This is a genomic window from Streptomyces sp. NPDC043726, assembly GCF_056436565.1.
Genome location: NZ_JBWKCI010000018.1, coordinates 65,077 through 90,299, shown reverse-complemented (window position 1 = coordinate 90,299; position 25,223 = coordinate 65,077). Strand labels below are relative to the sequence as shown.

The following is a 25,223-nucleotide window of genomic DNA, read 5'->3' as shown; positions in this document are numbered from 1 at the left end:
GTCAGCGTGCTTCAGTCACGGCGATCAGCGTGACGGTTGACGGATCGAGGGTAACCGTCCGCAGTCGACCGCCCACTTCTTAGGTCGTACGGGCTCACAGCCATGGGTTTGATTTGAGGACCTCAAACCTTTCCTTATAATCGGAACCCATAGTTCACCCACAGGAGGCTCCCCCGTGAAGACGACCCTCGGGCGCCGGACCCGCATTCTGGCCGCCACCACCGCGACGGCCGGGCTGGTGCTCGTGGCCGGCTGCTCCTCGGACGACGACGGCGGCAGCGGCACCAAGACCGCCGCCGGTGGCGTCGAGCTCGTCAAGGCGGGCCAGCTCACCACCTGCACCCACCTGCCGTACCCGCCCTTCCAGTCGGAGATCGACGGCGAGGTGCAGGGCTTCGACGTCTCCCTCGTCGACCTGGTCGCCGAGGACCTCGGCGTGCAGCAGGAGATCCTCGACACGCCGTTCGAGAACTTCAAGACCGGCGCGTTCCTCAACTCCGGCGAGTGCGACCTGGCCGCCGCCGGTATGACCATCACCGAGGAGCGCAAGAAGAACGTCGACTTCTCGGACCCCTACTTCGAGGCCACCCAGGCCCTGCTCGTCGACAAGGACAGCGGGATCGGCTCGCTCGCCGACGCCAAGGGCAAGAAGGTCGGCGCCCAGGCGCAGACCACCGGTGAGGACTACGCCAAGAGCCAGGGCCTCGACCCGGTCTCCTTCGAGTCCTCCGACGCCGTCCTCAACGGTCTGCGCACCGGCCAGGTCGACGCCGTCGTCATCGACTACCCGGTCGTCCAGGGCTGGCTGAAGGACAAGGCCAACGCCGACGCCTTCTCCGTCGCCGAGCAGATCAACACCGGTGAGCAGTACGGCTTCACGGTGAAGAAGGGCAACGCCAAACTCCTCGCCGCCGTCAACAAGGCGCTCGCCGACGCCAAGGCGGACGGCACGTACAAGGAGATCTACGAGAAGTGGATCGGCCCGTACGACGAGGCTGCCGCGTCCCCGTCGGCGTCATGACGACCACGGACCCAGAACTCAAGCCGAAGAAAAAGGGCCTGACCCGGCGACAGAAGCGCAAGCTGTCCCGCGGTATCCAGTACGTGGTCTTCGTCGCGGCCGTGATCGCCTTCGCGTTCGCGGCCGACTGGGACCAGCTCAAGAACCAGTTCGCGCAGGCCGACATCGCCGAGCAGATGTTCCCGGACATCATCACGCTGGCGCTGAAGAACACCGTGCTGTACACCCTGTCCGGCTTCGCCTTCGGACTGGTCCTCGGCATGGTGATCGCGCTGATGCGGCTGTCGTCCGTGGGCCCGTACCGCTGGTTCGCCGGGGTGTACATCGAGATCTTCCGCGGCCTGCCCGCCCTGCTGATCTTCATCTTCATCGGCGTGGCCGTGCCGCTGGCCTTCCCGGGCACGGAGATCCCCGGCGGCACCTACGGCAAGGTCGCGCTCGCGCTCGGCCTGGTGGCGGCCGCCTACATGGCGGAGACGATCCGGGCCGGCATCCAGGCGGTGCCCAAGGGGCAGATGGAGGCGGCCCGTTCGCTGGGCTTCTCCCCGGCCCGCGCGATGGTCTCGATCATCATCCCGCAGGCCTTCCGGATCATCCTCCCGCCGCTGACCAACGAGCTCGTCCTGCTGTTCAAGGACTCCTCGCTGGTGCTGTTCCTCGGTGTCACCCTGGAGGAGCGCGAGCTGTCCAAGTACGGCCGTGACCTGGCCAGCACGACCGCCAACTCCACGCCGATCCTCGTCGCGGGCCTGTGCTACCTGCTGGTGACCATCCCGCTCGGCTTCGTCGTGCGCCGCATGGAGTCCAAGGCTCAGGAGGCCGTCCGGTGAGTCGTCCCGAGATCCAAGTCCGCGATCTGCACAAGTCGTTCGGCGACAACGAGGTCCTCAAGGGCATCGACCTGGAGATCGGCCAGGGCGAGGTCGTCTGTGTCATCGGCCCCTCCGGCTCCGGCAAGTCGACGCTGCTGCGCTGCGTCAACCTGCTGGAGGAGCCCACCAAGGGCCAGGTCTTCGTCGGCGGCACCGAGCTGACCGACCCGGACGTCGACATCGACGCCGCCCGCCGCCGGATCGGCATGGTCTTCCAGCAGTTCAACCTCTTCCCGCATCTGACGGTGACCGAGAACCTCACGCTGCCGCAGCGCCGGGTGCTCCGGCGCGGCAAGGCGGAGGCCGCCAGGGTGGCCGCCGAGAACCTGGAGCGGGTGGGCCTCGCGGAGAAGGCGGGCGCCTACCCGTCCTCCCTCTCCGGCGGTCAGCAGCAGCGGGTGGCCATCGCCCGTTCGCTGGCGATGGGCCCGGAGGTGATGCTCTTCGACGAGCCGACCTCCGCGCTGGACCCGGAGCTGGTCGGCGATGTCCTCGCCGTCATGCGCATGCTCGCCAACGAGGGCATGACGATGATGGTCGTCACCCATGAGATGACCTTCGCCCGCGAGGTCGCCGACCGGGTGGTCTTCATGGACGGCGGAGTGATCGTCGAGGACGGCGTCCCGGCCCAGGTGATCGGCAACCCGAGCCACGAGCGCACCCGCCACTTCCTGTCCCGGCTGCTCGACCCGGCCATGGCCGAGGTGGAGGAGGAGACCTCCGACCAGGTGGGCAAGAGCGAGTAGCCGCCCATCAGGGCGCCGGCGCGAGTCATTAGGGTGCAGGCATGAGCGAACGCGCGGTGCTGCACGTGAAGGGCCGGGTCCTCGTCGGTCCGGACGACGTCCGGGACGAGCTGTGGGTCGTGGACGGCAGGATCTCGTACGACCGGCCCGTCGGCCCGGGAGACGTCCGTACCGTCGAGGGCTGGGCCCTGCCCGGCCTGGTCGACGCGCACTGCCACGTCGGCCTCGGCGCCCACGGCCCCGTCGACCAGGACGTCGCGGAGAAGCAGGCGCTGACCGACCGGGAGGCCGGCGCCCTGCTGATCCGCGACGCGGGCTCGCCCTCGGACACCCGCTGGGTGGACGACCGCGAGGACCTGCCGAAGATCATCCGGGCCGGCCGGCACATCGCCCGCACCCGCCGCTACATCCGCGGCTACGCCCATGAGATCGAGCCCGAGGACCTGGTCGCCTACGTCGGCCAGGAGGCCCGCCGCGGCGACGGCTGGGTCAAGCTGGTCGGCGACTGGATCGACCGCGACCTCGGCGACCTCGCCCCCAGCTGGCCCCGGGACGCGGTCGAGGCCGCCATCGCCGAGGCCCACCGGCTCGGCGCCCGGGTCACCGCCCACTGCTTCGCCGAGAGCTCCCTGCGCGACCTCGTCGAGGCGGGCATCGACTGCATCGAGCACGCCACGGGCCTCACCGAGGACCTGATCCCGCTCTTCGCCGAGCGCGGGGTCGCCATCGTGCCGACCCTGGTCAACATCGCCACCTTCCCCCGGCTCGCCGAGGGCGGCAAGGGCAAGTTCCCCGTCTGGTCGGCCCATATGCGCCGGCTCCACGAACGCCGTTACGACACCGTGCGCGCCGCCTACGACGCCGGCATCCCGGTGTTCGTCGGCACCGACGCCGGCGGCACCCTGCCGCACGGACTGGTCGCCGCCGAGGTGGCGGAACTGGTCACCGCGGGCATCCCCGCCACGGAGGCGCTCTCGGCGACCACTTGGGGCGCACGGCGCTGGCTCGGGCGCCCGGGACTCGACGAGGGTGCGCCGGCGGATCTGGTGGTGTACGAGACCGACCCGAGGGCCGACGTACGGGTGCTGGCCGCGCCGCGGCGGATCGTGCTGAACGGCCTCGTCATGAGTTGACCGGGTGGCTGTGGAGAACGTGCGTGCCCAGGGATTCGAAGACCTGCACGGAACGGTCACGTTGGAGTGAACCCTCGTCAGCTTGCTGACGACCCTCTGTCCGCGCGTAATCCTTACGGGGTCCCAAGCATGTCTCTCTGGGGGTCCCACCACCTTGAACGGCAACAACTTCCGCATGCCCGCACGCCGTTTCGCCACCGTCGCGGCGGCCACGGTCCTCGCCGCCGGACCAGCGGCGCTGACCGGCGCGGGCGCCGCCCACGCGACCGGTGACGAGGGCCGGGCGAGCGCCGTGGTCCTGCGCACCGGGCTCGACGTCTCCCTGCTCAACAAGACCGTGAACGTCCCGCTCGCGGTCTCCCTCAACGAGGTCCAGGCCCCGCAGAGGGCCGAGAAGACCGCGCTCACCGCCGAGTTGGACGGCGTCGACGGCGGCCGGCCGTTCAGCGTCCTGGCCGCCGACGTGGCCTCGGCGAAGGCGACGGTCACCGACACCAAGGCCGAGGGATACACCAACCTCGCGCACGCGAAGATCCATGTGCCCGGTCTGCCCCTGCTGTCCCTGATCGAGCTGGAGGGCGTCACCTCCAAGGCGACCTGCGAGGCCGGGAAGGCCCCGGCCGCCACCTCCAACCTCCTCGGCGCGGTGACCGTCCTCGGCAAGAAGGTCACCGTGACGACGGGCGGCACCACGGACGTCCAGGTGCCGGGCGTCGGCGAGGTCCGCCTGGACCTGTCGAAGACCGAGACCACCTCGCGTACGGCGGCCGCCACCGCGCTCGAACTCACCGTGTCCGTCGACCCGTTGAAGCTGAACGTGGCCGAGGTGACGGGCACGGTCACGCTCGCGAAGACCACCTGCGAGGCGCCCGCCGCACCCGCCGCCCCGAGCGAGGAGCCCTCCCAGCAGGTCGAGCCCCAGGGCGGCCCCGTCGAGGAGGCCGGCCTCGCCGAGACCGGCGGCAACTCGCTCACGCCGTACCTCGCGGGCGGCGCGCTCGTCCTGCTCGTCGCGGGCGGGGGAGCGGTGGCGCTGGCTCGCCGGGGCAAGGGCTGAGCGCCGGGCGTTCGCCTCAACAGGACCCCGTCAATGCGCACTTCTGCGCATTGACGGGCACCCCGCCCCGCAGGACGTTGAGCCCCACCGGAACTCCGGGCCGGGCCCGGAGTCCGAAAGCCTCGGGGGAGGAACACATGACCGACCCACAGCGCAGTGGCGTCTACGCCCTGGAGCTGCCCCGGCCCACGGGACGCCTGCTCATGCTGGAAGAACTCCGCGTCGACGTGGACGGGTTGATGCCCACCATGACCGTCAGCGGCACCAGGACCCGGCTCTTCGGCGGCCGGCTCACCTGGATCGCCCGGGTGGACTGGGACGACGTACAGCAGGGGTACACGGGAGAGATCACCTACCGGGACGGGAACACGTCCCTGGAACCGCACACGCATGTCTTCGTGACCCTGTCGGGCGGCCTGGTCGGCAGGGCGCGCAGGGCCCGGGTGACGTTCACCGGCGGCGGCCGCCCGGACGCGGCCCGCACCTATCTCTTCCGGCGTGCGGCCTTCCGCGAGGTCGGCATCGAGTACGACTGCGCCAGCGACGCCACCGCGGTCACCGACTACGAGCTGCACGCCCACCCGAACCGGCCCGCCGACCTGCCGAGCGCCACGCTGACCGTCGAGGACGCCTTCACCCGCCTGGGCATCGCCGTCACCCGGACCGGCGGTGACGACCAGGTCCCGGTCATCAAGGCGGGCACCGACGGCGTGTGGACCGACATCGAGATGCACGACGCCATGCAGGTGCACTGGTCCAAGTGGGCGGACGCGCCGCAGTGGCAGGTGTGGACGCTGTTCGCCGGACGGCACATCCGGGGCCGCAACCTCGGCGGGATCATGTTCGACGACATCGGCACCGCCCAGCGCCAGGGCTGCGCCGTCTTCAGCAACTCCTTCATCTCCGCCCCGCGCCCGGGCGACCCGCACTCCGAACACGCGGTCCAGCGGCTGCGGTTCTGGACGGCCGTGCACGAGATCGGGCACTGCTTCAACCTCGCCCACTCCTGGGACAAGGACGAGGGCAGCCGATGGATCCCGCTGGCGGACGAGCCGCTGGCCCTCAGCTACATGAACTACCCGTTCCGCTACCCCGGCGGAGAGGCCGCCTTCTTCGCGGACTTCCGGTACGGGTTCAGCGAGAACGAGCTCCTCTTCCTGCGCCACGCCCCGGAACGGCTGGTCAAGCAGGGCGACGCGCCCTGGTTCGACGAGCACGCCTTCGAGGAGATCCGGCAGGCCGTGCCGAACGCCCTGGAGCTCACCGTACGGGTCAACCGGCCGTCCCCCCGCTTCGAGGCGCTGGAGCCGGTGGTCGCCGAGGTGAAGCTGGCGAACACCTCGTTCGCGCCGGTCGTGGTGGACCGCAACGCCCTGCTCGGCGAGCGGCTCACGGTGATCATCGCCGCCGACGGCCGCGAGGCCCGCCGCTGGGTGCCGTACGCCCGGCACTGCTACCTGGACGACCCGTGCGTCCTCCAGCCCGGCGAGGCGCTGTACGCGCCGCTGTTCCTCAGCGCCGGACTGAACGGCTTCGACCTGGCCGAGCCCGGCCGCTACCGGATCCACGCGATGCTGGACACCGGCTCGGGTGCGGGTTCGGGTGCGGCTTCCGGGCAGATCCTGTCCGCGCCGCTCGCGCTCGACATCCGGCCGCCCGGCAGCCGCGAGGCGGAGCTGCTCGCCCCGGACGTGTACACCGACGAGGTCGGGCGGGTGCTCGCCTTCGGCGGCAGCCGCGGTCACGCCCCGGCCCTGGACCGCGCCAACGACGTGCTGCGCGAGGCGGTCGAGCGGCTGCCGGACAGCGCGCTGGCCGTCCACGCCGCCGCGGCCCTCAGCCGTACGGCGGCCGTGCCGGGCCGGATCCTCGTGCACCACTCCGCCAACCCGCGCGACCGCGAGTTCCAGGCCTACGCGCCCGATCCCGAGCAGGCGCTGCCGCTGATCGAGAAGGCCTACGGCGACCCGGGCGCCGCGGCCGACACCCTCGGCCACATCAGGCTGACGCAGCAGGTCGAACAGGTGGCGGTGGCCCTCGCCGGAGCCGGTGAGCGCACCACCCGGGAGGCGGTCCGGCTCACCAACGAGCTGGCCGACACCCTGGACGCCCGGCACGTGCTGCCCTCGGTGGTGGAGTCGGTCCGGTCCACCGCGCGGGAGCTGTCGGGCTGAGGGGAAGGACGGGTGCGGTCGGCGGCTGGTCCCTCCGCCGACCGCACCTCATCCCCGCGCCGGAGCCAGTGCCCGGTCGAGCGCCCGGTCCAGCGCCTGGAGAAAGGAGTTGACCGTCGCCCGGTCCCGCACGGCGAGCCGCAGCCACTCCTCGTCGAGCCCGGGGAAGGTGTCCCCGCGCCGCACCGCGTACCCGAGGTCGCGCAGGTGCCGCCGTACGGCGGCCGCCTCCGGCAGGCGTACGAGGACGAAGGGGCCCTCCGCCGGCCGCGCCACTCTCAGGCCCCGCGCGGCGAACTCCTCCAGCCCCGCGACGAGATGGGCCCGGTCGGCGGCGATGCGGTGGGCCGCGTGGGCCGCCTCGGCCAGGGCCCGCGGCTCCACGCAGGCCTCGGCCGCGGCCAGCGCCGGGGTGGACACCGGCCACAGGGGCTGGGCGCGCTCCAGTTCCGCGACGGTCTCCGGGGCGGCGAGGACGTAGCCGATGCGCAGTCCGGCCAGGCCCCAGGTCTTGGTGAGGCTGCGCAGGACGACCAGGCCCGGCACGTCCGTCCGCCCGGCCAGCGCCTCCCGCTCGCCCGGCACCGCGTCCATGAAGGCCTCGTCCACCACCAACGTCCGCCCGGGGCGGGCGAGTTCGGCGAGGGACCGGGCCGGGTGCAGCACCGAGGTCGGGTTCGTCGGGTTGCCGATCACCACCAGGTCCGCGTCCTCGGGGACGGCCGCCGGGTCGAGCCGGAAGCCGTCCTCCGCCCGCAGCAGCACCCGGTCCACCGTGTGCCCGGCGTCCCGCAGCGCGGCCTCCGGCTCGGTGAACTGCGGGTGCACGACGACCGGCCGGCGGATCTTCAGGGCGCGCGCCAGCAGCACGAACGCCTCGGCGGCGCCCGCCGTGAGCAGCACGTGGTCCACCGGCAGGCCGTGCCGTGCCGCCACCGCGGCCCGCGCCGCCCGCCCGTCCGGGTAGGCGGCCAGGCCCGCCAGGGAGCCGGCGATCCGGTCCCGCAGCCAGGCCGGCGGCGTGTCCGCGCGGACGTTCACCGCCAGGTCGACCAGCGCCGAACCGTCGTCCCGGACCTCCGCGTCCCCGTGGTGGCGCAGGTCATGGCCCTCAGTGCGCATGCGAGTGGGCCCCGTGGTGATGGCCGTGGTGGTGATGGTGGCCGTCGTCGTCGGGGTGGAAGTGCGGCTGCTGGGGCAGGCCCACCTTGTCCTCGAAGCCCGGCAGCGCGATGCGGTACACGCACGAGTCGCAGTTCATCCGCAGATCGCCCTTGACGGCCTCCTCGTACCGCTCCATGACCAGATCCAGCAGCTCCGGCTCCGGGCCGATCACCTCGGCCGAGCGCACCTCGACCTCCGGGTGGGCCGCCGCCCAGCCCTCGGTCTGCTGCTTCACCCGGTCCGGGAGGATGCCGGTGAACAGGAAGTACGGCAGGACGACGATCCTGCGCGCCCCGAGCTTCACGCACCGGTCGAGGCCGCTCGGCACGTCCGGCGCCGCCAGCGACACGAACGCCGTCTCCACGCCCGCGTAGCCGCGCCCCTCCCACAGCAGCCGGGCCGCCTTGTGCACCTCGGCGTTGGCGTCCGGGTCCGTCGAACCGCGTCCCACCAGCAGCACCGTGACGTCCCCCCGGCCTTGCGGATCGCGCCCGCCGAGGGCCTCGTCGAGCCGCCGCTCCAGCACGTTCAGCAGCGAGGGGTGCGGGCCCAGCGGGCGGCCGTAGGTGTACGAGATCCCCGGGTGCCGCTCCTTCTCGCGGGTCAGCGCCGCCGGGATGTCGCCCTTGGCGTGCCCGGCGGAGACCAGCATCAGCGGCACCGCGGCGAACCGGCGCACGCCCCGCTCCACCAGTTCCGTGACGGCCTCGCCCAGCGGCGGCGGGGAGAGCTCGATGAAACCGCCCGCGACGGGCAGTTCGGGGTGGCGGCGGCCCAGCTCCCGGACGAAGTCGCGGAACGCCTCGGCTCCGGCGTCGTCCCGGGTGCCATGGCCGGCGATGAGCAGGGCGGGCGGGGGGGTGGTCACGATTTCTCCTCGGAGTGTGAAACGGGGTGGTACAGCAGGGCGTTGAGCGCCGCGGACGCGACCGCGGAGCCGCCCTTCTCGGACACGTTGCTCACGGCGGGCAGCCCGCTCATCCGCAACGCCTCCTTGGACTCGACCGCGCCGACGAAGCCGACGGGCAGGCCGATCACGAGGGCCGGGGCGGCGTCCAGGGTCAGCAGCTCCTCCAGCGCGGTCGGCGCGTTGCCGATCACCCAGAGGGCGCCGGGGCCGACCTGCTCGTAGGCGAGCCGGATGCCGTGGGCGGAACGGGTCAGCCCCGGCCCGGCCACCCCGTCCTTCAGGCGGCAGACGGTCTCGCGCCGGGTGATGCCGGCCCCGACCATCTCCACGTCCACGACGACGGGCGCGCCCGCGTGCAGGGCGGCGTGGGCCCGCTCCAGGGCGGCCTCGTCCATGACGAGGTCGCTCGCGTACTCCAGATCGGCCGCGGAGTGGATGACCCGCTCCACGACCGCCCGGGTCAGCGGCGGGAAGTGCGAGGTGTCCAGGCGGGCCCGCAGCCGCCGGTAGGACTCCTCCTCGATGGGGTGGACGACGCGGTTCACTCGGCGCCCTCCCCGGCGGACTGCCAGCGGTAGCCGCGGGGCGTCACCATGCGCCCGGCGATGTTCCGGGTCGCGGTGTTGCCGACGGTCACGACCGTCATCATGTCGACCGTCGCGGGGTCCAGCGTGCCCAGCGCGGTGACCCTGCTGGACTCGTCGGGCCGCGAGGCGTTGCGTACGACACCGACCGGCGTCGTCGGCTCGCGGTGCTCGGCGAGGATCGCCAGCGCCTTGGGGAGCTGCCAGTCCCGGCCCCGGGAGCGGGGGTTGTAGAAGGTGACCACGATGTCCGCCTCGGCCGCCGCCCGCACCCGCCGCTCGATGACCTCCCACGGCGTGTGCAGGTCGGACAGGCTGATCGACACATGGTCGTGGCCCAGGGGGGCGCCGAGGATCGCCCCGGCCGCGAGCGCGGCGGTGACCCCGGGGACACCGACCACGTCGATGTCGTCGCTCGCCTCGGCAAGCGCGGGGGAGGCCATGGCGTACACCCCGGCGTCCCCGCTGCCGATCAGCGCGACGGCGTGCCCCTTGCGGGCCTCGGCCACGGCCGTGCGTGCCCGCTCCTCCTCGGCACCGAGCCCCGACTCCAGCAGCCGGGTGCCGGGGCGCAGCAGGTCGCGGATCTGGTCGACGTACTGGTCGAGGCCCACGAGCACGGAGGCGCGCCGCAGTTCGGCCTTGGCGCGCGGGGTGAGCAGGTCCCGGGCGCCGGGTCCGAGGCCGACCACCGCGAGGCGCCCGCGCGCGGGACGTCGTACGACCGCGCAGGTCGCCATCGCCGACTTCCGCTTGGAGACGAGGAGTTCACCGCCCTCGACCAGCGCCGAGGCCTCGGCGACGGAGGGGGTGCCCACGGCGGCGAGGGGGGCGTCGGAGGGGTTCGGGACCTCGACCCGCGCGAGCCGCTCGGCGGGGTACGTCACCAGCGGCACCCCGAGCCGTTCGGCGGCCTCGACGATGCCGGGCTCCTCGGACTTGGCGTCCACGGTGGCGAGCCGGGCCACCGAAGCGACCGACAGCCCCTCCAGCGAGCGGTGGATCAGCCCGAGAATCTCCTCGACAGGCGCCCCCTTGGAGGCGCCGACGCCGACGACGAGGGACGGCGGGCGCAGGACGACCTCGCGCTCGGCGGGCTCCACGGCACGGTCCGTGAGACGGACCGTGTACGCGCCCTCCTCGGTGACCTTCAAGGCGGGCAGCGGCCACGCCAACTCGGCCGCCAGGGCCACCGGTTCACCGTCCAGCAGGGCCCGGGAGACGGCGGCGACATCGCCCTCCACCGGGAAGCCGAGGGTGTCCAGGCCGGGCAGCCCGACGGCGTCGGTCGCGGTCGTCACCACCGGCTGGGCGGTGAGCAACTCACCTACCTGCACGGCGAGTTCGTTCGCCCCGCCGCCGTGCCCGCCGACCAGCGACACGGCGAACCGCCCGCCCTCGTCGACGCAGACCACACCCGGGTCGGTCCGCTTGTCCCCGAGCAGTGGTGCGACCAGCCGCACCACGGCCCCCGTGGCGAGAAAGCACACGAGCTGCTCGCACTCCGCGAAAGCGGCCCGTACGGCGTCCGCCACCGGGCCCTCGTACACGCGCGTACGGTCCGGCCACGCCGCGGCCAGCCGGTCCCGCGCAGCCGCCCCCGCCGCGGTGGCGGAAATCAGGCCGATCACTGAGCAACTCCTTCGTCGACAGGGGGATTTCCCAGCCCATGGGGACTTCGCAGACCCCAGAGCAGAAACACAGGATTGGTCGCCGCCAGCCGGGACACGTCCCCCGGCAGCGGGGCGAGCCGAGAGGACTGCAACAGCACTCCGTCGCAGTCGAACCCGGCTTCGGTGAGCGCGGCCCGAACGGCCGGCACCCGGTCCAGGGCCGCCATGGCGACCACCACGGTCCGCCGGGCGCGCCGCGCACAGGCGGTCACGATGGCGGGCAGCTCACGCCCCCCGCCCCCGACGAACACCGCGTCGGGATCCTCCAGCTCCGCCAGCACCGCCGGCGCGGCTCCGTGCACGGTCCGTACGTCGACGCCGTGCGCGACGGCGTTGGCGCGGATCCGCCCGACGCCGTCCGGGGTCCTCTCCACCGCGGTCACGGCGGCGCCGAGCCGCGCGCACTCCACGGCCACCGAGCCCGAGCCCGCGCCCACGTCCCAGACCAGATCGCCGAGCCGGGGCCCGAGCCTGGCCAGGGCCAGCGCCCGCACCTCGAACTTGGTGATCATCGAGTCCCGGTGGGTGAACTCCGTCTCGTCCAGGGCCCATCCGGCGGGCCCGGCGGGCGGCCCGGCGACCGTGCGTACCGGCCCCAGCAGCCGCGTCTCGTCCAGGCACAGGACGACACTCACCGCCGTACCCCAGTCGCGGGCCGCGGCCTCGGCGGGCGTGACCCGCTCGACGCGCTCCCCGGCCGTGCCCAGCGCGGAGGCGACGAGCAGGACGCGGGAGTCCGGCCCGAGGGCGGCCCCCAGTTCCGCCGGACCGGAACCGGGACCGGTCAGCACCGCCACCTTCGGCCGTGCCCGGCACACGTTCACGGCCGTCCGCAGGTCCCGCCCGTGCGCGCTGACCACGACGGCGTCGTCCCACGGCACCCCGGCCCGCGCGAACGCGGTCGCCACGGAGGAGACCCCGGGGCGGATGTCGAGCGCGCGGGACCCGAACCGCTCCGCCAGCACCCGCACGATCCCGAAGAACCCCGGGTCGCCGGAGGCCAGGACGACCACCCGGTGCGCCTTGTCCAGATGCCGCTCGATGGTGTCCAGCGCCGGAGCGAGCGGACCGAGGACGACCCGCTCGGCGTCGGCCGGGACGGGCGCCGCGTCCAGATGCCGCCGCCCGCCCACGACGAGCCGGGCACCGGCCAGCGTCCCGTCCGGGACGGGCGCCCCCGTCCCCGTACCGACGACCGTGATCATGTGTTCGCCCCGCGTTCGCGCAGCGCCCGACGGGCCTCGGGGTCGGCCTTGCGGAAGCCGTGGAAGTGGCCGGGGTGGTAGAGGTGCGAGCGGGTGCCGTGCGCGGAGAGCGCCGGGCCGACCAGGAACAGCGTGTGCTTCCACAGCTTGTGCTCCTTGACGGTCTCCTCCAGCGTGCCGACCGTGCACGTCACGATCAGCTCCTCCGGCCAGGTGGCCTGGTAGGCCACCACGACCGGGGTGTCCGTGGGATAGCCGCCCTCCAGCAGCTCCCGCACCAGATGCCCGCTGCGCGCCGCCGACAGGAAGACGGCCATGGTCGTGCCGTGCCGGGCGAACTCGCGCACCTCCTCGCCGGGCGGCATCGGCGTCTTGCCGCCGCCGAGCCGGGTGAGGACGACCGACTGGGCGACCTCGGGGATGGTCAGCTCGCGCTGCGCGAGCGCGGCGACGGCCGAGAAGGCGGAGACGCCCGGGACGACCTCGGTCGCGATCCCGATCCGCGCGCACCGGTCGAGCTGCTCCTGGGTGCCGCCCCAGAGGGCGGGGTCGCCGGAGTGGATGCGGGCGACGCGCAGCCCGTCGGCCCGCGCCCGCTCGTAGACGGCGACGACGTCCTCGAGGGACATCGTGGCCGAGTCCAGGATCTCCGCGTCCTCGCGGGCGTGCTGGAGGACCTCCGCCTGGACCAGGCTGGCCGCCCAGATCACCACGTCGGCCTCGGCGATGGCACGCGCGGCACGGAACGTCAGCAGATCGGCGGCGCCGGGGCCGGCACCGACGAAGGTCACCTTGCCGGTGGGGGCATCGGCCATGGGGATCGGTCCTCTCGGTCTTACGTGTGCGGTGGAAAGGCGGTGGGCTGGTTTTTCGCTGTGCGGTGGAAAGGCGGTGGGCGGGCTTTTCGTCGTGCGGTGGACGGCCGGTGGGCGGGTTTTTCGTCGTGCGGCGGAAAAGTCAGTGGGCGGCCGGGCGTCGGACACCCGTGGGCGCGCGCCGATCCGATAGCAAGGCGTCATGGCGATCTTCGTGGCGCTCGGCGCGTTCCTCATGACGCTGGCCGGCGGCTGGACGGCACAGCGCGTGACGGACCGCCGTCATCTCGTGCTGGGCCTGGCCGGCGGTCTGATGCTGGGCGTGGTCGGCCTCGACCTGCTGCCCGAGGCGCTGGACGCGGCGGGCGAGGAGATCTACGGCGTACCGGCCGCGCTGCTGCTGTTCGTGGCCGGCTTCCTCCTGGCCCACCTGGTGGAACGCCTGCTGGCGGCCCGTCAGGCGGCGCACGGCGCGGAGGAGGTGGACGGCCGGGCGCCCGAGGTGGGCCTGACGGCCGCCGCGGCGATGGTCGGCCACAGCGCCATGGACGGGGTGGCGATCGGCGCCGCGTTCCAGGTGGGCGGCGGCATGGGCACGGCGGTCGCCCTCGCGGTCATCGCCCATGACTTCGCGGACGGCTTCAACACGTACACGATCACGAGCCTGTACGGCAACGCCCGCCGCCGAGCGCTGGCCATGCTGTACGCCGACGCCGCCGCGCCCGTGGTGGGCGCCGCCTGCACGACCTTCGTGACCATCCCCGAGGGGCTGCTCGGCTGCTATCTCGGCCTGTTCGGCGGCGCGCTGCTCTACCTCGCGGCGGCGGAGATCCTCCCCGAGGCGCACCACGAGCACCCGGCCCGATCGACGCTGCTGTGCACGATCGCGGGGGCGGGATTCATCTGGCTGGTGGTGGGGATCGCGGGATGACGGCCCCGGGGAAGCGGCTTGGGCAAGGCTTCTCGAAGGGGACGCGAAGGGGGTCACAACTTGCCGCCCCGCCCGCCCTCGCGCCGCGCGGGCGCGATGAGCGTGGAGAGATACGGCAGCGGCGCCCCGTCGAGTTCGGCGGCGGGCCGGATGTACTCCTCGGGCAGCCCGAGCGCGGCGCCCCACACGGCGTCCCCGATCCGCCCGGTCTCCCGCAGCGCCTCGGCGACCTCCCCGGCCTGGCGCCCGAACTTGTAGGCGACGACGGTTCCCGGCCCGGCGAGCGCGTCCTTGAGCACGGCGGCCCCGGCGGTGACCGGAACGAGGGTGAGCGGCTCGGTGCCCTCGGTCAGCACGGCACCGGAACGGGCGGCGAGGTCCTGCATGGCGGTGATGCCGGGGACGGTCTCGACGACGGTGCCCGGCAGGAGGTCCCCGATGGTGTGGGCGAGGTAGGTGAAGGTGGAGTAGACGTTGGGATCACCGATGGTGGCGAAGGCGACGACGTCGTGCTGCCGGAGCAGTTGGGCGACCCGCTCACCGGCGGCGTCCCAGGCGGCCTCCCGCCGGCCCCGGTCGCTGCGCTCGTTGAGCGCGAAGACGACCCGGACGACCTTCTCCTCGGGCACGTAGTGCAGCACGGTTGCCTCGGCCCGTCCCCGTTCACCGCCGTCCGTTCCGTCAGGTGCAGCCATGACGGGCACGACGACGACATCGGCGGCCCGCAGAGCGTTGACGCCCTTGACGGTCACCAGCTCGGGATCGCCGGGTCCCACACCGACACCGATCAACCTGCTGCTGCTCATGACGTCCGGCACCTCTCCACGAACCGATGGGCGACGCGGGGCCGCGCGGCCCAGTGGGTGTGCAGATAGCTGGCATGCACACCAAGCTGTACGAACCCTTCGACGCGCCGGGCGGGCCCGAGCACGCCCCAGGCCGGAGCGTCCCCCGCCCCCGGCTCGACGACGGTCCGATGAAACTCGTGCCCCCGCATCCGGGTACCGGCCTCGGCGAGCGCGCTGTCCGTGACGGCGACGGCGTCCCGGTACCCCAGGGTGAGCCGCTCCGACATCCGCGCGCTCGCGTCGAGCACCCCGCACATCGGCAGCCCGTCCAGCTCCCGGCACAGATAGAGCAGCCCGGCGCATTCGGCGGCGACGGGGGCGCCGCTCTCGGCGAGAGCGGCGACGGCCTTCCGCAGCGGCTCGTTGGCGGACAGCTCGGCGCCGTACACCTCGGGAAACCCGCCCCCGATGACCAACCCGCCCGTACCGTCCGGCAGTTGTTCGTCCCGAAGGGGGTCGAAGGGTACGACGTCGGCGCCGGCGGCGGTGAGCAGCTCGGCGTGCTCGGCGTAGGAGAACGTGAACGCGGGACCACCGGCGACGGCGATCACCTCGCGGGTGCCGGGGGTGGCCACGGGCGGTTCCCAGGCCGCGCACGACAACGCGCCCGCGCCCCGTGCCAGCCGCAGCAACCCGTCCAGATCGCACCCGGCCTCGACCTGCGCGGCCATCGCCGCCACCGCGTCCAGGGCCTCGCCCCGCCGTTCGGCGACCGGAACCAGCCCCAGATGCCGCGAGGGCGTGTCCACCTGAGGCGCCCGTCGCAGCACGCCGAAGACGGGGATCCCGACCGACTCCAGCGCCTCCCGCAGCAGCTCCTCGTGCCGGTCCGAGGCGACCTTGTTCAGGATCACGCCCCCGACCCGCACCTCCGGATCCCAGGACGCGAACCCGTGCACCAGCGCCGCCACGGACCGGGACTGCGAGGACGCGTCGACCACGAGCACCACCGGCGCCCGCAGCAACTTCGCCACATGAGCCGTGGAGGCCAGTTCACCTTCCCCCGCGGCCCCGTCGTACAGCCCCATCACGCCCTCGACGACGGCGACGTCGCAGCCGCGCGACCCGTGCAGGAACAGCGGTCCGATCAACTCGGGGCCGCACAGGTACGCGTCGAGGTTCCGCCCCACGCGCCCGCTCGCGAGCGCGTGATAGCCGGGGTCGATGTAGTCGGGCCCCACCTTGTGCGGAGACACGGCGAGCCCCCGCGCGGCGAACGCGGCCATCAACCCCGTGGCGACGGTGGTCTTCCCGCTCCCCGAGGAGGGCGCGGCGATGACCAGCCGAGGGACGGAAGACGTCACCACTCGATCCCTCTCTGGCCCTTCTGGCCCGCGTCCATCGGGTGCTTGACCTTCGACATGTCGGTCACGAGATCGGCGAAGTCGACCAGCTTCTCGGGCGCGTTACGGCCGGTGATCACGACATGCTGGGTGCCAGGACGGTTCCGCAGCACGTCCACGACCTCGTCCGTGTCCACCCATCCCCAGTGCATGGGGTAGGCGAACTCGTCCAGCACGTACAGCTTGTACGTCTCGGCCGCGAGGTCCCGCTTGACCTGCTCCCAGCCCTCCCGGGCCTTCTCCTCGTTGCTGAGGTTGTCCCCCTGCAGGTCGCGCTGCACCCACGACCAGCCCTCACCCATCTTGTGCCAGTCGACGGACCCGCCCTCACCGGACGCCCCCAGCACCCGCAGCGCGTTCTCCTCGCCGACCTTCCACTTCGCCGACTTGACGAACTGGAACACCCCGATCGGCCAGCCCTGGTTCCAGGCCCGCAGCGCGAGCCCGAACGCGGCCGTCGACTTGCCCTTGCCGATCCCGGTGTGCACGACGACCAGCGGCCGGTTGCGCCGCTGCCGCGTCGTCAATCCGTCGTCCGGAATCACACTCGGCTGTCCCTGCGGCATTACGCGGCCCTCCTCTGCACGTCCTTCACCAGACCGGCGATCGAGTCGGCCCGCAACTCGTCCAACGTCACCGCCGTACCGCCCAGGTCACCCGCCAACTGCCCCGCGAGCCCCAGCCGTACGGGCCCGGACTCGCAGTCGACGACCACCGAGGCGACCCCCTCGGCCGCGAACAGCCGGGCCGCACGCGACGCGAGCGCGACCGGCTCGGGTCCACCGGTCGCCCGGCCGTCGGTCACGACCACGACCAGCGCCCGCCGAGCCGGATCCCGCAGCCGCTCCACCCGCAGCACGTCGTGCGCCTTGAGCAGCCCGGCGGCCAGCGGCGTACGCCCGCCCGTGGGCAGCGACTCCAGCCGGGCCGCCGCAGCGTCCACGGACGACGTGGGCGGCAGTGCCACCTCCGCCGCCGAGCCGCGGAACGTCACCAGACCGACCTTGTCCCGCCGCTGGTACGCGTCCAGCAGCAGCGACAGCACGGCCCCCTTCACGGCGCTCATCCGCTGCCGGGCCGCCATCGACCCGCTCGCGTCGACCACGAACAGCACGAGGTTGCCCTCCCGCCCCTCCCGCGTCGCCTGCCGCAGATCGTCCCGCCGTACGACGAGCCCGGGCCCCGACCGCCCCCGCGCCCGCTGATGCGGCGCCGCCGCCCGCACGGTCGCCGCGAGATGCAGCTTGGTCAGCGCGCCCCGGGGCCGCCGGGCCCCGGTCGTCCGCCCGTGCTCGGTCCGCGCCCGCGACCGCCGCCCGGCGGCACCCTCACCGATCCCGGGCACGCTCAGCACCTTGGCCCGGAACGGCTCCGAGGCCCGTACGGCGGACTGCTCGCCCGCGCCGGACGGCTGCGGCTGCCCGCCCTCGCCCTCCTCGGGCCGCGCACCCTCGTCCCCGCCCCGCGGACCGGCGTCCGGAGCCGGCTGCCCGCCGCCCCCGCCGCCCCCGCCGGGCCCGTCCGGGTCGGGATCCTCGTCGCCCTCGCCGCTGAATTCCTCCAGCGTCTGATCGAGCTTGTCCTCGTCGAGTCCCGGCGCGTCGAACGGATTGCGCCGCCGCCGGTGCGGCAGCGCGAGCAGCGCCGCCTGCCGTACGTCCTCGGCGAGCACCTCCGTCCGCCCGGCCCACGCGGCCAGCGCCGTGGCCGTACGCGCCATCACGATGTCGGCGCGCATGCCGTCCACCTCGAAGGCCGCGCAGGTCGCCGCGATCTGCCGCAGCGCCCCGTCCCCGAGCCGCACCGACGGCAGCAACTCCCTTGCGCCGACAATCCGTTGCCGTACGGCCGCCTCCTCGTCCGCCCAGTGGGCCGCGAAGCCGCCCGGGTCGTCGTCGTAGGCGAGGCGGCGCCGTACGACCTCCACCCGCTGGTCGGGCTCGCGCGAGGCGGCGACCTCGACGGTCAGCCCGAACCGGTCGAGCAACTGCGGCCGCAGCTCGCCCTCTTCGGGGTTCATCGTCCCCACGAGGAGGAAACGCGCGGCGTGCCGGACCGACACGCCCTCGCGTTCGACGTACGACGCGCCCATCGCCGCCGCGTCGAGCAGCAGGTCGACCAGGTGGTCGTGGAGGAGGTTCACCTCGTCGACGTAGAGGATCCCGCGGTGGGCGTCGGCCAGCAGTCCGGGCTCGAAGGCCTTCACGCCCTCCGCGAGGGCGCGCTCGATGTCCAGCGCGCCGACCAGCCGGTCCTCGGAGGCGCCGACCGGAAGTTCGACCATCCTGGCGGGGCGCGCGGTGCCGCCGCCCGGCTCGTGCGGCCCGTCCGGGCAGGCCGGGTCGGGCCGCCCCGGGTCGCAGGAGAACCGGCAGCCGGGCACGACGGCCACCTCGGGCAGCAGCGCCGAAAGGGCGCGCACCGCCGTGGACTTGGCGGTGCCCTTCTCACCGCGCACCAGCACACCGCCGACCGCGGGCGAGACCGCGTTCAGCAGCAGCGCGAGCCGCAGGTCGTCCTGGCCGACCACGGCCGTGAAGGGGAAGGGGGTGGTCACTGGTCGCCCTCCAAGTCGCCTTCCAGCTCCAGATAGGTGGCCCGCAGCCGCTCCAGCGTGTCCGCGTCCGGCTCGGCCCACAGACCGCGGTCCGCCGCCTCCAGCAGCCGCTCGGTGATCCCGCGCAGCGCCCAGGGGTTGGACTGCTTCATGAAGTCCCGGTTCTCCGGGTCGAAGACGTACTCGGCGCTGAGCTTCTCGTACATCCAGTCGTCCACGACCCCCGCGGTGGCGTCGTAGCCGAAGAGGTAGTCGACGGTCGCCGCCATCTCGAAGGCGCCCTTGTAGCCGTGCCGGCGCATCGCCGCCATCCAGCGCGGGTTGACCACCCGGGCCCGGAACACGCGGTGCGTCTCCTCGCCCAGCGTGCGCGTCTTCACCTGCTCGGGCGTGGCGGAGTCGCCCACGTACGCCTCGGGGCTGGTGCCCGTCAGATGGCGCACCATCGCGACCATGCCGCCGTGGTACTGGAAGTAGTCGTCGGCGTCGACGAGGTCGTGCTCGCGGGTGTCGACGTTCTTCGCCGCGACCGCGATCCGCCGAAACGCCGTCTCCATGTCCCCGCGCGCCGCCCGCCCGTCGAGCCCGCGGCCGTAGGCGTAGCCGCCCCACACCGCGTACACCTCGGCGAGGTCGGCGTCCGAGCGCCAGTTGCGGGCGTCGATCAGCGGCAGCAGCCCGGCGCCGTACGCGCCCGGCTTGGAGCCGAAGACCCGCGCGGTCGCCCGGCGCCGGTCGCCGTGCTCGGCGGTGTCCTCGTCGGCGTGCGCCTTGACGAAGTTCCGCGAGGCGGGCTCGTCCAGCTCGGCCACCGCCCGCACCGCGTCGTCGATCAGCCCGACCACATGCGGGAACGCGTCCCGGAAGAACCCGGAGATCCGGACGGTGACGTCGATGCGCGGCCGTCCCAGCTCCTCCAGAGCCACCACCTCGAACCCGGTCACCCGGCGCGAGGCGTCGTCCCACACCGGACGGCAGCCCAGCAGCGCCAGGATCTCCGCGATGTCGTCACCCTGGGTGCGCATCGCGGACGTGCCCCACACCGTGAGCCCGACGGACTTCGGGTACTCGCCGGTGTCCTGGAGGTAGCGAGCCACCAGCGAGTCGGCGAGGGACTGGCCGACCTCCCAACTCAGCCGGGAGGGGATGGCCTTGGGGTCGACCGAGTAGAAGTTGCGGCCGGTCGGCAGGACGTTGACCAGACCGCGGGTGGGGGAGCCGGAGGGCCCGGCCGGGACGTATCCGCCGTTGAGGGCCCGGAGAATGTGCCCGATCTCGTCGGTGGTCTTCGCCAGGCGCGGTACGACCTCGTCGCAGGCGAACTCCAACACCCGCACGGCGTCCGGCAGTTCGGTGCCGATGACCTCACGCACGAGCGCCGGTACGGCCGCGGCCCGCCAGTCCCGCTCCTCCATGCCCTCGGCGACCCGGCGGCACAGCTGCTCCAGCAGGTCGATCGCGTCGGCGGCCGTGCGCGACGGGCCCTCGACGAGGTCGCTCAGCTCGACCGGCACCTTCACCGGGGTGCCCGGCTCGGCCAGCAACTCCTTCTCGTCCAGCCCGAAATGGGCGGCCAGCGCACTCCGCAGCCCCGGCAGCGCGTTCGCCTGGCCGCCCCACACCTGTGAGGCGCGCAGCACGGCGAGCACGAGGTTGACGCGCGGTTCGCCGGCCGGTCCGTCGCCGAGGACGTGCAGCCCGTCCCTGATCTGCACGTCCTTGATCTCGCACAGATAGCCGTCGATGTGCATGACGAACTCGTCGAACGCCTCGTCGTCCGGCTGCTCGTCGACGTGCAGGTCGTGGTGGAGTTCGGCCGCCTTCACCAGCGTCCAGATCTGCGCCCGTACGGCCGGCGCCTTCGCCGGGTCGAGGTCGCTCACCAGGGCGTACTCGTCGAGGAGTTGTTCCAGCTTGGCCAGGTCGCCGTAGGTGTCGGCCCGGGCCATCGGCGGGACGAGATGGTCGACGACCGTGGCGTGCCCGCGCCGCTTGGCCTGAGTTCCCTCGCCGGGGTCGTTGACGATGAACGGGTAGATCAGCGGGAGTTCACCGAGCACCGCGTCCGGGGCGCAGCCTCCGCTGAGGCCGAGCCCCTTGCCCGGCAGCCACTCCATCGTGCCGTGCTTGCCCATGTGGACGATCGCGTCGGCGCCGAAGGAGTTCTCCAGCCACCGGTAGGCGGCCATGTAGTGGTGGGACGGCGGCATGTCCGGGTCGTGGTAGATCGCGATCGGGTTCTCGCCGAAGCCGCGCGGCGGCTGGATCATCACGACGACATTGCCGAACTGGAGGGAGGCGAGCACGATGTCGTCCCCGTCCACGTACAGCGAACCCGGCGGCTCGCCCCACGCCTCGGTCATCGCCTGCTTCAGTTCCGGGTCGAGCTTCTCGAACCAGGCCCGGTAGTCGGTGAGCGGCACCCGTGCGGGCGCCGAGGCCAGCTGTTCCTCGGTGAGCCACTCGACGTCGTGGCCACCGGCCTCGATGAGCCGGTGGATCAACTCGTCGCCGCCGGAGGGGTATGCGGTGACCCCGTAGCCGGCGTCCTTGAGCGCGTCCAGCACCCGTACCGCCGACGCGGGCGTGTCGAGTCCGACCGCGTTGCCGACGCGGGAGTGCTTGGTCGGGTAGGCGGTGAAGACCAGCGCGAGCTTCTTCTCGACGTTCGGCTTGTGCTTCAGCGCCGCGTGCCGGACGGCGATCCCGGCGACGCGCGCGGCCCGCTCCGGGTCGGCGACGTACACCGGGACGTCGTCCGGGCCCTGCTCCTTGAAGGAGAACGGCACCGTGACGAGCCGGCCGTCGAACTCCGGGATGGCGACCTGCATGGCCGCGTCCATGGGCGAGAGGGCGGCGTCGGACTCGTCCCAGGCGGCTCTGGACGACGTGAGGCACAGCCCTTGCAGCACCGGGATGTCGAGGTCGGCGAGGGCCCCGATGTCCCACGCCTCCTCGTCCCCGCCCGCCGAGGCCTCCGAGGCGTGCGTGCCGCCCGCCGCCAGGACCGTGGCGACGAGCGCGTCGGCCCGGCCGAGGATCTCGTACAGCCCCGCGTCGGCGCCGCGCAGCGAACCGCAGTACACCGGCAGGGCGTTGGCGCCGCGCGCCTCAATGGCGTCGCAGAGCGTGTCGACGAAGCCGGTGTTGCCGCTCAGTTCATGGGCGCGGTAGAAGAGCACGCCGACGGTGGGCCGGCCGCCCTCCAGGGCGCGGTCGCCGTGGACGCCGTACTCCGGCATCTTCTGCGGCTCGACGAACCCCTCGCCCGTGAGCAGCACGGTGTCGGAGAGGAAGCGGGCGAGTTCGGTGAGGTTGGCGGGGCCGCCCTCGACGAGGTACCGCAGCGCCTCGGCGACGACACCGGCGGGTACCGACGACTCGGCCATCAACTCCGCGTCCGGGACGGCCTCTCCGCCCAGCAGCACGGTCGGGATGCCGGAGGCCTTCAGCGTGGCGAGCCCGTCCTCCCAGGCGCGCTTGCCGCCGAGCAGCCGTACGACGGCGATGTCCGCGCCATCGAGGAGGCCGGGGAGCTCCTCCGCGACGTCCACCCGGGTCGGATTGCCGATCCGGTAGGAGGCACCGGACGCCGCCCTGGCCGCCAGCAGATCCGTGTCGGCGGTCGACAACAACAACACTGTGCTCATGCGGGCGCTCCCGGTGGAATGAAAGGCAGTCCTTGCGGCGCGCCCGACTCGATGAGCCGCCGGAGCGCGTCGGTGTCCGCGTGCTGTTCGATCAGATCGCCGAGCACATCGAGCTGCTCCTCGCGCAGCGCGGCGAACGAGGTGTCGGCGGCCGGCACGAAACGGCGGCCCGCGGCGGCCGCCACCTCGCGCAGGAAGGCACGGCGGAAACCGTCCGACTCCAGTGAGCCGTGCCAGTGGGTGCCCCAGGTCTGCCCGACCCGGCAGCCGTCCAGGAAGGGTTCACCGCCGTGCACGGAGGCGACCCCGTGGTGGATCTCGTACCCCTCGACCCGCTCGCCGAGGGCCTCGCCGACGGGCCGGGTGAGGGTCTTCTCGCGCGCGAACCGCACGCGGACGGGCAGGATCCCGAGTCCGGGGACATGACCGCGACGGCTCTCGACGTCGTCCTCGATGTGCTCGCCGAGGAGTTGGAAGCCACCGCAGACGCCGAGGACGGGCCGCTCCTCGGCGGCTCGTCGCACGATCGCCTCCGCGAGCCCCCGCTCCCGCAGCCACTCCAGCGCGCGGACCGTGCCCCGGGTCCCGGGGACGACGACGAGATCCGCGTCGGCCAGTTCCTCCGGCCGGTCCACGAACCGCACGACGACACCCGGCTCGGCGGCGAGGGCGTCGACGTCGGTGAAGTTGGACATGAGCGGCACGGCACAGACGGCGACGCGCAGCACGTCCTCGCCGACGGGGGAGGAGACCTGGGACTCCCGGACGGCTCCCCGCAGCGACACCCGCAGGCCGTCCTCCTCGTCGATGCCGAGCCCGTGCCGGAAGGGCAGGACGCCGTAGGTCCGCCGCCCGGTGAGGCCGTGCAGCATGTCCAGGCCCGGCTCCAGCAGCGAGACGTCACCGCGGAACTTGTTGACGAGGAACCCGGCGACGAGCCGCTGGTCCTCGGGCGAGAGCAGCGCGACCGTGCCGAAGAAGGAGGCGAAGACACCCCCGCGGTCGATGTCGCCGACCACGACCACGGGCAGCCCGGCGTTCCGGGCGATCCCCATGTTCACGATGTCGGTCCGCCGCAGATTGATCTCGGCGGGCGAACCGGCCCCCTCACAGATCACCGCGTCATACGTGCCCCGCAGTTCGGCCAGACAGTCGAGCACCGTCCCGAGGAGCTGCTGCTGCCGCCCCCCGTGGTACCCGCGCGCGCTCAACTCGCCCACCGGCTTGCCCATGAGCACCACCTGGCTGCTCTGCTCACCACCGGGCTTGAGCAGCACCGGGTTCATCAGCGCGGTCGGCTCGACGCGGCAGGCCTGGGCCTGCATGGCCTGGGCCCGCCCGATCTCGGCGCCCTCGCGGGTGACGAAGGAGTTGAGCGACATGTTCTGCGCCTTGAAGGGAGCCACCTTGACCCCCTGCCGCACCAGCCACCGGCAGATACCGGCGGTGACGACGCTCTTCCCGGCATCGGAGGTGGTCCCGGCGACGAGCAGCCCACCGCCCGTCATGACGTACGCCCCTTCACGACCCGGCGCGCGACGACGCTGACGCCGAGCGCCAGCCAGCCGACCCGCCGCGACAGCCGTACGGCCCGTTCGATGTCCCCGACTTCCACTGCCCGCCCCTCCCCGTTGAGTACCGGTCGATGTTCGACGCGTCCGCCGTACGACAGAGTCCCGCCGAGCCGGACGCCCAGCGCCCCCGCGAACGAGGCCTCCACGGGCCCGGCGTTGGGGCTCGGGTGCTTCTCGGCGTCGGCGCGCCAGGCGCGTACCGCACCCTGGGGATTCCCCCCGGCGACGGCGGCGAGTACGGCGGTCAGCCGCGCCCCCGGCCACCCGGCGACGTCGTCGAGGCGGGCCGAAGCCCACCCGTAGCGCCGGTAGCGGGGCGACTTGTGGCCGACCATGGCGTCGAGGGTGTTCACGGCCCGGAACCCGAAGAGTCCCGGCACCCCGCCGAGCGCGCCCCACACCAGCGCGCCGACCACGGCGTCGGAGGTGTTCTCGGCGACGGACTCCACGACGGCCCGGGCGATCCCGTCGGCGTCGAGCGCCTGCGGATCGCGCCCGCACAGATGCGGCAGCCGTGCCCGCGCGGCCTCCACGTCCCGTGCTTCGAGCGCGCGCCCGATGCTCCGGGCCTCACGGGCGAGCGAAGTCCCCCCGACGACTGCCCAGGTGGCGAGGCCGGTGAGGACGACGGACGCGGCGGGGGAGTGTCGTACCGCACGAGAGGTGAGAGCGCCGACGGCGACGGCGCCACCGGCGCACACGGCGGTGTGCAACGCGCCCCGCCCCCGGTCGTCCCGCCACAGCACCCGCTCCACGGCACCCGCGGCCCGTCCGAACGCGGCGACCGGATGCCCACGGCGCGGATCGCCGAGGAGCAGGTCACCCAGGAGGCCGGCGGCGGCGCCGTACGCGAAGACGCGATCGGCCCGCATCGGCTCAGCCGGTCGCGGAGTCGGAAAGGGGTCTGGCGCTGGGTGTCAACAGGCAGGCGAGCATCGCGACATGTCCTCACTCAGGGTGTCCACG

20 protein-coding genes are annotated in these 25,223 nt (G+C 73.1%); 7 read left to right on the top strand and 13 right to left on the bottom strand.

Annotated elements, in window-relative coordinates; translation table 11 throughout:
- Positions 1-175: 175 nt before the first annotated feature.
- The 6 genes from AC068Z_RS37620 (at position 176) to AC068Z_RS37595 (ending at position 7,003) form a co-directional block, all read left to right on the top strand.
- On the top strand, positions 176-1,021 hold the full coding sequence (locus AC068Z_RS37620) for a transporter substrate-binding domain-containing protein (RefSeq protein WP_478566582.1): 846 nt from the start codon (positions 176-178) through the stop codon (positions 1,019-1,021).
- Positions 1,018-1,851 carry an amino acid ABC transporter permease gene (locus AC068Z_RS37615; protein ID WP_478566579.1) on the top strand — a complete coding sequence of 278 codons (834 nt, stop codon included), beginning with the start codon at positions 1,018-1,020 and terminating at the stop codon, positions 1,849-1,851. The genes AC068Z_RS37620 and AC068Z_RS37615 overlap by 4 nt, the downstream gene beginning before the upstream one ends.
- A complete protein-coding gene (locus AC068Z_RS37610; protein WP_478566576.1) occupies positions 1,848-2,639 on the top strand; it encodes an amino acid ABC transporter ATP-binding protein in 792 nt (263 codons plus the stop codon). The genes AC068Z_RS37615 and AC068Z_RS37610 overlap by 4 nt, the downstream gene beginning before the upstream one ends.
- Before the next feature lie 41 nt (positions 2,640-2,680).
- Positions 2,681-3,772: an amidohydrolase family protein gene (locus AC068Z_RS37605; RefSeq protein WP_478566573.1), complete on the top strand. Its 1,092-nt coding sequence runs from the start codon at positions 2,681-2,683 to the stop codon at positions 3,770-3,772.
- A gap of 154 nt (positions 3,773-3,926) precedes the next feature.
- Positions 3,927-4,829 (top strand): SCO1860 family LAETG-anchored protein, encoded by a 903-nt coding sequence (locus tag AC068Z_RS37600; protein WP_478566570.1) that lies wholly within the window; start codon positions 3,927-3,929, stop codon positions 4,827-4,829.
- Positions 4,830-4,966: 137 nt separating this feature from the next.
- The gene (locus AC068Z_RS37595; protein ID WP_478566567.1) at positions 4,967-7,003 is read left to right on the top strand and encodes a hypothetical protein; all 2,037 of its coding nucleotides are present in this window, start codon (positions 4,967-4,969) and stop codon (positions 7,001-7,003) included.
- Positions 7,004-7,051: 48 nt separating this feature from the next.
- Here AC068Z_RS37595 and cobC read toward each other — a convergent pair whose 3' ends face one another.
- From cobC to cobM, 6 genes are read right to left on the bottom strand one after another with little or no spacing between them, the layout of a single operon-like run.
- Positions 7,052-8,125, bottom strand: a complete 1,074-nt coding sequence (cobC, locus tag AC068Z_RS37590) for an Rv2231c family pyridoxal phosphate-dependent protein CobC (protein ID WP_478566564.1) — start codon at positions 8,123-8,125, stop codon at positions 7,052-7,054.
- Positions 8,115-9,035 (bottom strand): sirohydrochlorin chelatase, encoded by a 921-nt coding sequence (locus AC068Z_RS37585; protein ID WP_478566561.1) that lies wholly within the window; start codon positions 9,033-9,035, stop codon positions 8,115-8,117. The genes cobC and AC068Z_RS37585 overlap by 11 nt, the downstream gene beginning before the upstream one ends.
- Complete coding sequence (locus tag AC068Z_RS37580; protein WP_478566558.1) at positions 9,032-9,622, bottom strand: precorrin-8X methylmutase; 591 nt, start codon at positions 9,620-9,622, stop codon at positions 9,032-9,034. The genes AC068Z_RS37585 and AC068Z_RS37580 overlap by 4 nt, the downstream gene beginning before the upstream one ends.
- On the bottom strand, positions 9,619-11,292 hold the full coding sequence (cobJ, locus tag AC068Z_RS37575; RefSeq protein ID WP_478566555.1) for a precorrin-3B C(17)-methyltransferase: 1,674 nt from the start codon (positions 11,290-11,292) through the stop codon (positions 9,619-9,621). The genes AC068Z_RS37580 and cobJ overlap by 4 nt, the downstream gene beginning before the upstream one ends.
- Complete coding sequence (gene cbiE, locus AC068Z_RS37570) at positions 11,289-12,539, bottom strand: precorrin-6y C5,15-methyltransferase (decarboxylating) subunit CbiE (RefSeq protein WP_478566552.1); 1,251 nt, start codon at positions 12,537-12,539, stop codon at positions 11,289-11,291. Before cbiE ends, cobJ begins: the two co-directional genes overlap by 4 nt.
- A complete protein-coding gene (gene cobM, locus AC068Z_RS37565; RefSeq protein WP_478566549.1) occupies positions 12,536-13,354 on the bottom strand; it encodes a precorrin-4 C(11)-methyltransferase in 819 nt (272 codons plus the stop codon). Before cobM ends, cbiE begins: the two co-directional genes overlap by 4 nt.
- A 202-nt stretch (positions 13,355-13,556) precedes the next feature.
- On the opposite strand from cobM, the gene AC068Z_RS37560 reads away from it, so the two are divergent.
- On the top strand, positions 13,557-14,285 hold the full coding sequence (locus tag AC068Z_RS37560; RefSeq protein WP_478566546.1) for a ZIP family metal transporter: 729 nt from the start codon (positions 13,557-13,559) through the stop codon (positions 14,283-14,285).
- Positions 14,286-14,338: 53 nt separating this feature from the next.
- Here AC068Z_RS37560 and cobI read toward each other — a convergent pair whose 3' ends face one another.
- The 7 genes from cobI to AC068Z_RS37525 are packed head-to-tail and all read right to left on the bottom strand — an operon-like array spanning position 14,339 to position 25,129.
- Positions 14,339-15,091, bottom strand: coding sequence for a precorrin-2 C(20)-methyltransferase (gene cobI / locus AC068Z_RS37555; protein WP_478566543.1), 753 nt, complete (start codon positions 15,089-15,091; stop codon positions 14,339-14,341).
- Complete coding sequence (locus AC068Z_RS37550) at positions 15,088-16,440, bottom strand: cobyrinate a,c-diamide synthase (RefSeq protein WP_478566540.1); 1,353 nt, start codon at positions 16,438-16,440, stop codon at positions 15,088-15,090. Before AC068Z_RS37550 ends, cobI begins: the two co-directional genes overlap by 4 nt.
- Positions 16,434-17,042: a cob(I)yrinic acid a,c-diamide adenosyltransferase gene (gene cobO, locus AC068Z_RS37545; RefSeq protein ID WP_478566537.1), complete on the bottom strand. Its 609-nt coding sequence runs from the start codon at positions 17,040-17,042 to the stop codon at positions 16,434-16,436. The genes AC068Z_RS37550 and cobO overlap by 7 nt, the downstream gene beginning before the upstream one ends.
- Positions 17,042-19,033 (bottom strand): putative cobaltochelatase, encoded by a 1,992-nt coding sequence (locus AC068Z_RS37540; protein WP_478566534.1) that lies wholly within the window; start codon positions 19,031-19,033, stop codon positions 17,042-17,044. Before AC068Z_RS37540 ends, cobO begins: the two co-directional genes overlap by 1 nt.
- Positions 19,030-22,683, bottom strand: a complete 3,654-nt coding sequence (cobN, locus tag AC068Z_RS37535; RefSeq protein WP_478566531.1) for a cobaltochelatase subunit CobN — start codon at positions 22,681-22,683, stop codon at positions 19,030-19,032. Before cobN ends, AC068Z_RS37540 begins: the two co-directional genes overlap by 4 nt.
- Positions 22,680-24,191 carry a cobyric acid synthase gene (locus tag AC068Z_RS37530; protein WP_478566528.1) on the bottom strand — a complete coding sequence of 504 codons (1,512 nt, stop codon included), beginning with the start codon at positions 24,189-24,191 and terminating at the stop codon, positions 22,680-22,682. The genes cobN and AC068Z_RS37530 overlap by 4 nt, the downstream gene beginning before the upstream one ends.
- Positions 24,188-25,129: a cobalamin biosynthesis protein gene (locus AC068Z_RS37525; RefSeq protein ID WP_478566525.1), complete on the bottom strand. Its 942-nt coding sequence runs from the start codon at positions 25,127-25,129 to the stop codon at positions 24,188-24,190. The genes AC068Z_RS37530 and AC068Z_RS37525 overlap by 4 nt, the downstream gene beginning before the upstream one ends.
- Between the last annotated feature and the right edge of the window lie 94 nt (positions 25,130-25,223).